This is a genomic window from Janthinobacterium sp. EB271-G4-3-2 (assembly GCF_020858035.1).
GTDB lineage: Bacteria > Pseudomonadota > Gammaproteobacteria > Burkholderiales > Burkholderiaceae_D > Janthinobacterium > Janthinobacterium aestuarii.
This window is the reverse complement of sequence record NZ_JACYMG010000010.1, coordinates 62,282-75,149: the sequence shown is the minus strand read 5'-3', so window position 1 is coordinate 75,149 and position 12,868 is coordinate 62,282. Positions and strand designations below refer to the sequence as shown.

Sequence of the window (12,868 nt, the reverse complement as noted above, 5' to 3'; positions counted from 1 at the left end):
CTTCAGCAAACCGGATCGCGATTACCGCATGGACAAGTACACACCTCGCACCTGGGGGCCGGGCGAACGCCCGACCTTGCCCGGGTCGCCATCGATGCCCGAACATTCGACGCCCAAGCGTGTCGCGTATTTCATCGTCGGCCTGATCGTCGCGCTGACGGGGGGACTGGGCAACGGCCTGGTGACGGCCAATTTGCTGAATCTGCAAGGTTCGCTGGCCGCCTATGCCTACCAGATGCAGTGGCTGCCGGCCGCCTACGTGATGACCATCGTTTCCATGAATCTGCTGCTGGTGAAGTTCCGCCAGCAATTCGGCCTGCGCCTGTTTACGGAAGCGTTTCTGGTGCTGTATGCGCTGGTGACGTTCGCCCACTTGTACGCGAATACCTTGCCGTCGGCGATCGCCGTGCGGGCCGCGCATGGCATGGTGGGCGGCGCGCTGGGCGTGCTGGGTCTGTACTACACCTTGCAGGCGTTTCCCGCGCGGCACCGCCTGAAAGGGGTGGTGCTGGGCCTGGGCTTTGCCCAGCTGGCGCTGCCGCTGGCGCGCATCTTCACCTCCGAACTGCTGCAGATCGGCGAATGGCACGGCCTGTACCTGTTCGAACTGGGACTGGCCCTGCTGGCGCTGGGCTGCGTGCTGGCCCTGAAGCTGCCGCCTGGCGACCGGGTGCAGACCTTCGAGCCGCTCGATTTCCTCACTTTCATCCTGTTCGCGCCCGGCGTGGCGCTGCTCTGTGCCGTGCTGGCGCAGGGGCGCACGGCATGGTGGATGGAGTCCGAATGGGTGGGTGTGTGCCTGGCGTGCTCTATCGTGCTGATCGCCGCCTCGCTGGCCATCGAGCATAACCGCGCGCGTCCGCTGCTCAACACGCGCTGGCTCACGACGGGCAAGATCGCCAAGCTGTTTTTATCGGTGCTGCTGTTTCGCATCGTGCTGTCCGAATCGACGGGGGCGGTCGGCTTTTTGCAGGCGCTGGGCCTGAACACGGACCAGATGCAGAACCTGTTCGTCGTGGTGCTGCTGGGCAGCGTGGCGGGCCTGGTGGTCAGCGCGCTGACGATCAATCCGGCGACCCTGAACCGCTCGCTGATGTTCGCGCTGCTGCTGATCGCCTTTGGTGCCCTGATCGACGCGCACGCCACCAGCCAGACGCGCCCCGTCAACATGTATGTGAGCCAGTTCCTGCTGGCCTTTGGCGGCACGTATTTCCTCGGTCCCACGATGGTGGCGGGCATGGGCGCCGTGATCGCCGAACCGCGCAACCTCGTGAGTTTTTCCGTGATGTTTACCATGACGCAGAACCTGGGCGGTCTGCTCGGTGCGGCCATCGTCGGCACCATTCAGACGGCGCGCGAAAAATACCATTCCAGCTATCTGGTCGAACATCTCACCATGCTCGATCCGCAGGTGGCGGCGCGCGTGCAGTCGGGCGCCGCAAGCTATGGCGGCGTACTGATGGACCCCACTTTGCGCAGCGCCCAGGGCGTAGCGCGCCTGGGCGCCGTCGCCACACGCGAAGCCAATGTGCTGGCCTACAACGACGTTTTTTTGATGATCGCCGGCGTCGCCATCGCCACCCTGATCTGGATGCTGGTCAGCCAGTCCTGGACCCGCATCACCACCGGCGCGCGCCGCCTGGTCGGCCCCGTGCGCGATGCGCAGACGGCCATGGCCATCGTCCCCATTACCAATTCGGAACCGAGCAATGACAGAAAATAATACTCCGCCACCAGCACCGACAACGCCCGCAGCCGCGACCACGCCGGCGCCAACCACTTCCACGGCGCAGCCGGACCGCCGCCACCAGTGGCTGTCCGCGCTGGCATTTGCCGCCGTGGCCCTGGTGGGCGTGCTGATCGTGCTGTATGCGTGGCGTCTGCCACCGTTCACGAGTCCCATCGTGACGACGGAAAACGCCACCGTGCGCGGGCAGGTGACCATCATCGGCACGCAGCTGTCGGGCTATGTGGTGGAAGTGACGGTGCAGGATTTCATGGACGTCAAGGAAGGCCAGCTGCTGGTGCGCATTGACGACCGCATCTACCAGCAGCGCTACGAGCAGGCGCAGGCCCAGTTGGCCGCGCAGCAGGCGGCGCTGTCGAACTGGGCGCAGCAAAAGGCCAGCGCGCAGGCGGGCATTTCCGTCAGCGAAGCGGCCCTGGCCAACGCGGAAGCGCAGGCGCGCAAGGCCAGCGCCGACCTCAATCGCGTGGAGCAGCTGGTGGCCGATGGCTCGCTGTCGCAGCGCGAACACGACCAGTCGCGCGCCACGCAGGCGCAGATGGCGGCGGCGCTGGCGCAGGCCCGCGCCAATCTCGACATCGCCCAGCAAAGCGTGCATTCCGTGGTGGTCAACAAGCAGGCGCTGGAGGCGGCCGTGGCCAATGCGCAGGCGGCTGTCAAGGCGGCGAAGATCGACCTCGATAACACGCGCATCGTGGCGCCATCCGATGGCCAACTGGGTCAGGTGACAGTGCGCCAGGGCGCGTACGTGAATTCGGGCGCGCAGCTGATGGCGCTGGTGCCGCGCCAGATGTGGGTGATCGCCAATTTCAAGGAAACGCAGATGAACGGCGTGCAGGAAGGGCAGAGCGCCACTTTCCACGTCGACGCGCTCGACGGCGCCGTGCTGACGGGACAAGTGGAGCGCATTTCGCCGGCCACCGGTTCCGAGTTTTCCGTGCTGCCGGCCGATAACGCGACAGGCAACTACCTTAAAATCGCCCAGCGCATTCCCGTGCGTATCCGCATCGATGCGGGGCAGGCGAATGCGCGCCGCCTCGTGCCCGGCATGTCGGTGGTGGTCAGCATCGACACGTCGGCCGTGCTGAACGACTCGGCGGACAATCCGGCGCCGCCACCGCCGCCGAAGAAGGCCAAGCCATGAAGCGCCGTTTCCTGCTGATGGCCGGCGCGCTGGCGCTGGCTGGCTGCGCCGCCAACGCGCCACCGCAGCCTGCATCGGCACTGCAACTGCCATCCGGCTGGCGCGCGCAAGCAGCTGGCGCGCCTGCGGCGACTGAGGCCCATGTCGAGCAGCTGTGGTGGCAAGCCTTCGGCGACCCGGTCTTGAGCGACCTGGTAGGCGAGGCGCTGGCGCGCAATGGCGACTTGCGCGTGGCGCGCGCCCGCGTGCAGGAATACCGCGCGCGCCTGGCGCAGGCCGATGCGAACCGCGCGCCCAACCTGGCCTTCGACGGTTCGCCCACGCGTACGCGCACCCTCGCGTCCAGCGGCAAACCGTACGTGACGAATGTCTTCCAGGCGGAACTGCAGGCCAGTTATGAGATCGATGTGTGGGGCCGGCTGGCGAGCCTGAGCGATGCGGCGGGCGAGAGCTACCGCGCCGAGCAGGCCAGCCTCGATGCGGCGGCGCTGTCGATCGCCGCCAGTGTGGCGACGAGTTACCTGAATCTGCGGGGGCTCGACGCGCAGCTGGCGCTCACGCAATCGACCCTGCAGCTGCGGGAACAGTCGCGCGAGCTGGCGCGCAAGCAGTTCGAGGTGGGCTACAGCTCGCGCCTGGAATGGCTGCAGGCGCAATCGGAATACCATGCGGCGGCCGAACAGGTGCCGCAGCTGCAGCGGCAGATATTTGAACAGGAAAACGCGCTGGCCGTCCTCGTGGGCGGCAATCCCGGTCCCATCGCGCGCGGCTTGCCGCTGGCCGAGCTGGCGGCGCCTGGCGTGCCGGCCGGCCTGCCATCCGAATTGCTGCGCCGGCGGCCCGACATCGCGCGCGCGGAACACAACCTGGCTGCCGCCAACGCCAGCCTGGCCGCCACGCGCGACCAGCTGCTGCCCTCGTTCAAGCTGACGGCCGTCGGCGGCGGGCAAGCGACAACACTCACCGATTTCCTGCATGCGCCCACTGCCCTGTGGCGTCTGACGGCGCTGGCGGCCGGCCCCCTGTTCGATGGCGGGCGCGTGCAGGCGCAGACGGATGCGGCCGGCGCCCAGCGCGACCAGCTCGTGTACACATATGAAAACGTGGTGCGCAACGCTTTCGCCGAAACGGAGAACAGCCTGGGCGCCATCTACCGGCTGCGGCAGCAAGCCGTGGAAAACGATGCGCGCCGCGCCACGGCGGCCGACACCCTGCGCATCGCGCACAACCGCTACCGCAACGGTTACGCCTCGTACCTGGAAGAACTCGACGCCCAGCGCACCCTGTACAGCGCCGACGTGGGGCTGTTGCAGCTGAAGACGCGCATCCTCGTCGCCTCGGTCGACCTGTACCGCGCCATGGGCGGCGGCTGGTCGGCCAAGGCGCAATAGGCGCGTGTGCACGGCGCGGCCAGTGTAATATTCTGAGCAGGGAAAGCGGCGGCATGGTGCCGGCTGCTCCCGTCACGAACGAGGTCGCAGCATGACGATTTTTGGCATAGGCATCCACATCCTGATCGCGGTATTTTTTGCGGTCCACGTGGTGCGCAACGGGCAGCAGCTGTACTGGCTGCTCATCTTATTCATGTTCCCGCTGCTGGGCAGCGTGGTGTATTTCTTCGCCATCTACCTGCCCAATTCGCGCCTGCCGCAAGGCGCGCGCAAGGTCGCGTCGGTGGCCGTGCAGGTGCTTGATCCGAACCGCGAATTGCGCGAGGCGAAAGCGGCCTTCGAGTACACGCCGACGGCGCAAAATCAGATGCGCCTGGCCAGCGCGCAGCTCGAAGCGGGCGATGCAAAGGAAGCGGCATCGACCTACGAAGCCTGCCTGCGGGGAGCGTTTGCATCGGACCTGGAAATTCGCCTCGGCGCGGCGCGCGCCTACCTGGAGTGCGAACGGGGCGCCGAGGCCTTGACGCACCTGGAATTCATCCGCCGCACGGATATGCATTTTCGTCCCGAGATGGTGTCCCTGCTGACGGCGCGCGCGCTGGCGCAAAGCGGGCGACAGCAAGAAGCGAAAGCGGAATTCGACGATGCGCTGACGCGCTACAACAGCTTCGAGTGCCGCGCCGAGTGCGCGATCTGGGCGCTGCGGCAGGGCGACAAGGTATTGTCGGAACGCCTGCTGCTCGATATCGACAGCGCCATGGCCCGCTGGAGCAGCCATACGCGTGCCATGTATGCGCCGCTGCTGGCGCGCCTGGAAGCGGCGCGCAAGTAGCGGCATGACGGTGCCGTGCTTAAACGCCCGGCACCGTGTTTTTCCCTTCAATTAATTTATATCCCTTGCCATCAAAAGCATAGCGCGCGTGGCCGTTCAGGGGCGTGGCGATGCGCGGCGGGTCTTCGTCGGGCTTGACCGTGACGCCGGGCTTGATCTTCTCGGAGGCACCCTTGAAATCGATCAGCAAGTCATCATGGGCGCCGCCATTGCGCGCCGGCGCGAAGCGCCAGTTCCCCTTGACCATCCAGCACTCGTCCGTCTCGGGCCCGCAGGCGCCCATATTGTCCGAATACAGGTCGATGGCGCCATCGAGTGATGTGACCTTGCCGTCGCCGATTTCAAACAGGGCCAGTTGCGTGATGGTGTAGCCCTGGCCCGTATAGCCATGGCGGATCGCCAGTGCCGGCTTGTTCGCGCCCAGCATGACCCAGTGGACTTCGCCGAGCTGCCCCGACGATCCCAGGGCTGCGATGTTTTCCAGGCGTTTCACGACTTGCCACTGGCCGTCTTCCGGCTGGCCCTTGGGCGCCAGGAAAAAGACATTCAGCAGCCCCGGCGAAGCATGCGCCGATTCGGCCGTGCCTTCCGTGTTGGCCGTTTCCGCATTCGCCACCAGGATGGCGCTGCCATCGGGCAGCAGCTTGTGGCTGACGGCGCTGACCACGTAACTGAGCTTGTCGACGTGGTTATCGGGATCGGGCAGGTCGGCCAGCGCATCTTCGCTGTCGCCGCGGTAGTCCTTGCCGAAGACGGCGCGCATCATGCCCACTTCGCGCTCGCGCGCCTGGGGCGTGTTCATCGCTTCCGTCCTGGGGGCGGTGGCGGATGGCGGCGGCACGTGTTCGGCCGATGCGGTGTCTGCAGCGGCAGCGGCAGCGGGGACTTCGGTGACCACGTCAGCTGCCAGGTCGGCGCTGGCGGGGGCGGTCTTGTCCGAGCAGGCGCCGAGCAGCGCGGATGCCATCAGCAGGACGAGCGGGGTGCGGTAATTCATAGGCAGGGCAGATTGCGTTCATGGAGAATGGGCGCAGTATGCCAGATAGATGAAAGCGAGGGAGCGCGGCCTGGCGGCCGGTCCCTCGTTTCCTTGCCCGCAGGGGGCGATTTTGCAATTTGCCGTGGCGCTTATTTTTCCAGCGCCACCTTGTCGTCGCGCCGCAGCGGCGCCTTCTGGCGGCGCAGTTTCGCCATGCCGCGCTTGAGCAGATGCTCGAGGTCGTCGATGTAGGTGAACACGGCCGGCACCACCAGCAGGCTCAACAGGGTCGACGTGATCAGGCCGCCGATGACGGTAATGGCCATCGGCGAACGGAAGCTGGGGTCGGCGCCCCAGCCCAGCGCCAGCGGCATCATGCCGGCGCCCATGGCGATCGTCGTCATCAAAATCGGGCGGCTGCGCTTGTGGCAGGCGTCGACCAGCGCGTCGAAGCGGTTCATGCCGGCCTGGCGCGCCAGGATCGCATAGTCGACCAGCAGGATCGAGTTCTTGGTGACGATCCCCATCAGCATGATCAGGCCGATCATCGACGGCATCGACAGGGCGCTGCCCGTGATCAGGAGCGCCACGAAGGCGCCGCCGATCGACAGCGGCAGCGCCGCCAAGATGGTCACCGGCTGCATGAAGTCCTTGAACAGCAGCACCAGCACGCAATAGATGCACAGCACGCCGATCAGCATGGCCAGGCCGAAGCTGGCGAACAGCGAGGCCATCTCCTGCGCGTCGCCCAGTTCGGCGATCTTCACGGATGGCGGCAAGTTCCTCATCGACGGCAGCGCGCGCGCCTCTTCATTCAGTTCGCCCAGGGTGCGCGAACCGAGTTCCACGTCGAGGGTCACGTTGCGGCTGCGGTTCAAACGGTCGATCTGCGCCGGGCCGCTTTCCATCGTCACGCTGGCCACGTTCGCCAGGCGCACGGGACCATTCTTGCCGGGCACGCTCAGGCGCTCGATGGCGGCCAGGTCGGCGCGCACGCTGTTGGGCAGCTTGACGCGGATCGGCACTTGCCGCTCGGGCAGGTTCATTTTCGTCAGGTCCGTGTCGTAGTCGCCGGCCGTGGCCACGCGCACCGTTTCGCCGATGGCCGCCGCCGTCACGCCCAGGTCGGCCGCCTTGGCGAAATCAGGACGCACGATGATTTCCGGGCGCACCAGCGAGGCGCTGGAATTGACGTTGCCGATGCCTTTCAAGCCGCGCAGTTCGCGCTCGACCTTTTGCGCCGCCGTCGTCAAAGCCACCGGGTCTTCCGAGCGCAGCACCAGCTGCATCTTGACGCCAGTGTCGGGCGGTCCCACCGTGAAGCGGGCGCCGGGGATGGTATCGAGCTTCTGGCGCAGCTGGGTTTCCAGGTCCGCCATCGATTCCTTGCGCTGCGTGCGGTGCACGGTGGTCAGGGTCAGCACGGCGCGGCGCGCCTCGGCCGCGGCGCCGGGGGCGAAGGCATCGCCGCTGGAGCCGCCGCCTATCGAACTGAAGACGCCCTGAATGCCCGGCGTGCGCATGGCCGCATCGCGCGCCAGGGCCGCCACGGCCTGCGTTTCGCCCAGGGTGGAGCCGGGCGGCAGTTCCAGGTTGATCTGCGTCTGCGCGCGGTCGGCGGCCGGCACGAAACCGGTCGGCAGCAGCGGCACGAGCGCGATGGCGCCGACAAAGAACAGGGCCGCGGCGATGGCCGTGATGCCGCGATGGTTCAGGCACCAGCGCATGACCGTCAGGTAGCGCGTCATCAGCCAGCCATCCTGCTCTTCCTTGTGCGGCAGCGGTTTCAGGATGTAGGCCGCCATCATCGGCGTGAGCAGCCGCGCCACCACCAGCGAGGCCAGCACGGCCAGCACGGCCGTCCAGCCGAACTGCTTGAAGAACAGGCCGGGAATGCCGCTCATGAAGGCCGTCGGCAGGAACACGGCCACCAGCGCGAAGGTGGTGGCGATGACCGCCATGCCGATTTCGTCGGCCGCTTCCATGGCCGCTTCCATCGGCGACTTGCCCATGCGCAGATGGCGCTCGATGTTTTCGATTTCAACGATGGCGTCGTCGACCAGCACGCCGACTACCAGGGCCAGCGACAGCAGGGTGACGGTATTGAGCGTGTAGCCGAACCAGTAGATGCCGAGGAAGGCGGGCATCACGGACAGGGGCAGGGCGGCGGCGGCCACCAGGGTGGCGCGCCAGTCGCGCAGGAACCACCACACCACCAGCACGGCCAGCAACGCGCCTTCGTACAGCAGCTCCATCGAGCCGTCGAAGTTTTCCTCGACGGGGAAGGCATTGTCGATCGACTGCTGCAGCACCACGTTCGGGTTTTCCTTCTGCAGGTCGGCGATGGCATCGCGCGCGCCCGTGGCGACAGCCACTTCGCTGGCGCCCTTGGTGCGGAACACTTCAAAGGCGACGACCGTCTTGCCATCCTGCTCGGCCAGCGCGCGCGGTTCGGCGATGGTGTCGCGCACGGTGGCGACCTGGTCCAGGCGCACATGGCGCCCGTCCGGCAGCGGCACTTCCACGCGCGACAGTTCATCGGCCGTTTTCACGGTGGCGATGGTGCGCACCGACTGCTCGGCGCCGCTGATGTCGCCCCTGCCGCCAGGCGCTTCGCGCTGCACCAGGCGCAGCTGGCGCGACACGTCGAGGGCGGACACTTTCAATGCGGCCATGCGCGCCTCGTCGAGTTCCACCTGGATCTCGCGGTAGACGCCGCCGACTCTGGTGACGGCGCCCACGCCGGGCACCGTCAACAGGCGCTTGGCCACCGTGTTGTCGACGAACCACGACAGGTCGGGAGAGTCGAGCGGGTTGTCCACGCCCGGCTTCGCCGTGGCGATAAAGGTCAGCACCACGCGCCCTGCCGTGGAAGCCTTGGTGACGGTGGGGTCGCGCAGCTCGGCCGGCATGTCCGCCTTGACGCGGGCGACGGCGTCGCGCACATCGTTGACGGCTTCGGCGATCTGCTTTTCCAGGATGAATTCGACGGTCACCGTGACGACGCCATCGAGCACCTTGGTGTAGATGTTTTTCACGCCTTGCAAGGTGGCGACGGAATCTTCGATCTTGCGTGCCACTTCCGTTTCCAGCTGGGCTGGCGCGGCGCCGGGCAGCACCGCGCTGACGGTGACGATGGGCAGTTCGATGTCGGGGAAATCCTGCACCGGATTGGCCTTGTAGGCCAGCAAGCCGGCCAGGGTCAGCAGCGCGAACAGCATGATGGCCGGGATCGGGTTCTTGATCGAGAGGGAGGAAAAATTCATGGCCTCTCCTTACTTTTTCGCTGCCGGTGCTACAGCAGCCTTGGCCGCTGCCGGAGCCTGTACATTCCGTACCAGGTCGCCGTCATTGAGGAAGCCGGCGCCGCTGACGACGATGGTGGTGTCGGCCGTGATGCCGCCAAGGATTTCAATGCGGTCGCTCAGGCGCCGTCCGGCCTGCACCTTGATCTGGCTGACCCGCTGGTCGGGATTCAGGCGGAAGACATAGCTGAAGCCATCGCGCACGGCGATCGCCTGCTGCGGCACCGTCAGCGCGCCCGAGGTACCCAGTTCGAATTCGCCGCTGGCGTACATGCCGGCCTTGAATGGCGCATTGCTGCCCGTGCCGGCAGGCAGGTCGACATACACGAGGGCGGAGCGCGTCTGCGGATCGACGGTAGGGGCGATCATGCGCACCTTGCCCGTCAAGACGCCGCCGTTGGCCGCCTTCACTTGCGCCAGGGTGCCCGGCTTCAGATTCAGCAGCTCGGTGGCCGTCACTTCGGCGCGCCATTCGAGGCGGCCCTGGCGGATCATGCGGAACAGTTCCGTGCCGGCGCCCACCACCGACCCGACGGTGGCCGAGCGCGAAGAGATGACGCCGCTGTCGGGCGCCACCACCTGCGTGTATTTCAGGCGCAGCTGCTGCGACGCCAGCTGCGCCTTGGCGGACGCGATGCGCGCATTGGCCGTCTGTTCTGCCGTCAGGTACTGGCTGATCTGCTGGGCGCTGATGGCGCCCGTGCTTTGCAGCGAGCGGGCGCGCTGCGCGTTGGCTGCCGCTTCCGCCGCATTGGCTTCCGCTTCCAGTACGGCGGCCTTGGCCTGCGCCACGTCGGCGTTCACCGTGTCGTTCGAGAACACGGCCAGCACCTGGCCGGCGCGCACGACGTCGCCCACGTTGACGCGCACGTCGGTCAGGCGCAAGCCGTTCGATTCGCTGCCGATGACGGCTTCCTGCCAGGCGGCCACGTTGCCGTTGGCCTTCAGCTTGATGGGCAGGCTGGCTGTCTGCGGCTTGGCCGTGGTGACGGTAAGCGCCGGCTTTTGCGCCGCGTTTTTATCCTTGGCGTCGTCCGCCGCCGTGGAGGAAGGGGAGTACAGGGCCACGCCGGCGCCCAGCATCACGCAAAGAGCGGCAAAGGCGAGCGCCATCGGTTTCAAGGTCATTTTTTTCATGTTGTGTATCCGTCAGGGGGCGTTGTTGGCGATGGCGCTGCTGGTCCAGCCGCCGCCGGCGGCGCGGTACAGCGCCACCCAGGCGGCGCTGCGTTCGCGCTCGAGGTTGACCACCGTGTTTTCGGCGGCCAGGCGCGTGCGGCGCGCGTCTTCCAGCTCGATCAGGCTGGCCAGGCCATTCTTGTAGCGGTCTTCCGTGGCGACGAACGACACGCGGTAGCCTTCCAGTGCCGTTTTCGCATGGCCGCTGCGTTCGTCCGTGCTGGCCAGGTTGACCAGTGCCTCTTCCACTTCGCGCACGGCCTGGCGCACGCCGGCGCGGTATTTCACCACGGCTTCGTCGTAGCGCGCCGTGGCCGCATCGATCTGCGCGCGGCGGGTGCCGCCGTCGAAGATGGGCAGGCTGACGGCCAGCGGGCCGATGCTCCAGGTGCTGGCCGTGATGCTGGTGCCGCCGGCGCGGATATTGCCCTTGCCGATGGAGCCGGCCAGGCTCAGGCGGGGATAGCGCTGCGCCTGCGCACCGCGCACTTCGAAGCTGGCCGCCGCCACTTCACGTTCGGCGCTGTAGATGTCTGGGCGCTGGCCCAGGGTTTGCGCCGGCAGTTCCGCGATCGCCACGGGCGAGGGCAGGATGGCGGGGCTGGCGGCCAGCTTCTCGCGCAGCGACGCTTCCGGCATGGCCGACAGGGCCACCAGCGCCTTGATATTCACGTCGCAGGCGGCGCGCTGTTCGATGGCGCGGCTGGCGCCTTCGGCGGCGCTGGCGCGGGCCAGCGCGGCGTTGGCGGGCGGCTGGAAGCCGGCGCCGGCGCTCAGTTCCGTCAGGCGCGCCGAGTCGCGGCGCGAGACGGCATCCTGTTCGGACACGGCTTGCAATTGCTGGCAGGTGCGCAAGGCGTAGTACTGGTTCGCCACTTCGGCGGCCACCGAGACGCGGGCCTCATGCCAGAGCGCGCGGGCGCTGTCGTAACGCTCCTGGGCCGCGTCGCGCGTGGCGCGGTTGGCGCCGAACACGTCGATTTCCCACGACGCCTGCAGCGCGGCCTGCGAGGTGGTGCCGCCGGGCTGTGCCGATTGCTGGCTGGCGCGTACCACGCTGCCCGTCGCGTCCAAGGTGGGCGCCAGCGCGGCGCCGCTGGCGATGCGGTCCGCGCGCGCCTGCACGATGCGTGTGCCTGCGGCGGCGATGGTCGGGCTGACCTGCTGCGCGTCGTTGATCAATTCCACCAGCAGGCTGTCGCCCTGGCCCTGCCACCAGCTGGCCAGGTCCGTCAGTTTGCCGTTGTGCGGCAGCGGCGCTTGCCACTGCGCTGGCGCGCTGGCGGCCACCGCCGCGGGCGGCCCTTGCAGGGCGCAACCGCCCAGCGCCAGCACGATGCTGGCGGCCAGGACGCGTTGAACGGTGCATCGAATAGTCGTCATGCTGGTCCTTCTGCTTGTCGTTGAGTGGTAGAGGCGGAGGGCGGAGTGGCCAGGCGCCGGCGCTCGACGTCGGCCATGGCCAGCGCGTAGTCGGTCAGGCGCGCCAGCCAGGTGTCGATCGCGTGCGGCGATTCCAGCAGTTGCGGGCGCAAGGTGTGCAGCACCTCGGTGCCCACCATGTGCTGCAGTGCCAGCGAGGCGATGGAAAACGCCAGCCGGTGCATGTCGTCGCTGTTGTCGGGTGCGCCCAGGTGGCGTGCCAGCACGCGCGTGAGCGCTTCGTGTTCGGGACGGATGTTCTGGTCGATCTCGCGCGCCCACAGGCCGGTCGGTTCGAGCATTTCGCGGCACCACAGGCGCATGCAGTCGCGCGCGATGTCGCCCTGCTGCATGGGAGCGAGCAATTGCGCATAAAAGCCTTCCAGGCTTTGGCGCAAGGTGAAATGGGGTTGCTCGTACAGGGCGATATTGTCTTGCGGGTCCGCTGACTGCTGCGCAAAGGCGGCGCGGTACAGTCCCGCCTTGTCGCCAAAATAATAGCTGATGGCGGCCGCGTTGGTGCCGGCCGCCTGCGCCAGCTCGCGCGTGGACGTCTTGGCGTAGCCTTGCTCGGCAAACAGGCGGATGGCGCTATGCAGCAGCCGCTCGCGCGACTGCTCGCCGTCGGAACGGGGCTTGCGCCCGTCGTCGGCATGGGAAGTGGGGATGGCGTTTTTTTCAATCATGCCGGAGATTTAATCATATATCTCAAACGATTGATATAACTAAACCGGTTGATTTAGTTAAGGAATGATGAAGATAATGAAAAACGCAGGCAAAAAAAAGCCCGCGGTTGTATTCGCGGGCTGAATCCAATGTTCGGAGAACGAATTGGAGGAGACAGTTCTACTATAGCGCTGAAAATGGTG

General features: G+C 66.7%; 9 protein-coding genes. 4 read left to right on the top strand and 5 right to left on the bottom strand.

Annotated elements, in window-relative coordinates:
* Positions 1-28 precede the first annotated feature (28 nt).
* From IGS55_RS20135 to IGS55_RS20120, 4 genes are all read left to right on the top strand, one after another.
* Entirely contained in the window at positions 29-1,723 is a 1,695-nt protein-coding gene (locus IGS55_RS20135; protein WP_230519099.1) for an MFS transporter, read from the top strand.
* On the top strand, positions 1,710-2,891 hold the full coding sequence (locus IGS55_RS20130) for an HlyD family secretion protein (RefSeq protein WP_230519100.1): 1,182 nt from the start codon (positions 1,710-1,712) through the stop codon (positions 2,889-2,891). The genes IGS55_RS20135 and IGS55_RS20130 overlap by 14 nt, the downstream gene beginning before the upstream one ends.
* Positions 2,888-4,282, top strand: a complete 1,395-nt coding sequence (locus tag IGS55_RS20125) for an efflux transporter outer membrane subunit (protein WP_230519101.1) — start codon at positions 2,888-2,890, stop codon at positions 4,280-4,282. Before IGS55_RS20130 ends, IGS55_RS20125 begins: the two co-directional genes overlap by 4 nt.
* A 91-nt stretch (positions 4,283-4,373) precedes the next feature.
* A complete protein-coding gene (locus IGS55_RS20120) occupies positions 4,374-5,114 on the top strand; it encodes a tetratricopeptide repeat protein (RefSeq protein ID WP_230519102.1) in 741 nt (246 codons plus the stop codon).
* A 19-nt stretch (positions 5,115-5,133) separates the two neighbouring features.
* Here IGS55_RS20120 and IGS55_RS20115 read toward each other — a convergent pair whose 3' ends face one another.
* The 5 genes from IGS55_RS20115 to IGS55_RS20095 form a co-directional block, all read right to left on the bottom strand.
* Positions 5,134-6,111 (bottom strand): hypothetical protein, encoded by a 978-nt coding sequence (locus IGS55_RS20115; RefSeq protein WP_230519103.1) that lies wholly within the window; start codon positions 6,109-6,111, stop codon positions 5,134-5,136.
* 131 nt (positions 6,112-6,242) lie between these two features.
* Complete coding sequence (locus tag IGS55_RS20110) at positions 6,243-9,359, bottom strand: efflux RND transporter permease subunit (RefSeq protein ID WP_230519104.1); 3,117 nt, start codon at positions 9,357-9,359, stop codon at positions 6,243-6,245.
* Between the two features lie 9 nt (positions 9,360-9,368).
* Positions 9,369-10,535, bottom strand: coding sequence for an efflux RND transporter periplasmic adaptor subunit (locus IGS55_RS20105; protein WP_230519105.1), 1,167 nt, complete (start codon positions 10,533-10,535; stop codon positions 9,369-9,371).
* A 12-nt stretch (positions 10,536-10,547) separates the two neighbouring features.
* Positions 10,548-11,960, bottom strand: coding sequence for an efflux transporter outer membrane subunit (locus IGS55_RS20100; protein ID WP_230519106.1), 1,413 nt, complete (start codon positions 11,958-11,960; stop codon positions 10,548-10,550).
* Complete coding sequence (locus IGS55_RS20095) at positions 11,957-12,685, bottom strand: CerR family C-terminal domain-containing protein (protein ID WP_230519107.1); 729 nt, start codon at positions 12,683-12,685, stop codon at positions 11,957-11,959. The genes IGS55_RS20100 and IGS55_RS20095 overlap by 4 nt, the downstream gene beginning before the upstream one ends.
* Positions 12,686-12,868 lie beyond the last annotated feature (183 nt).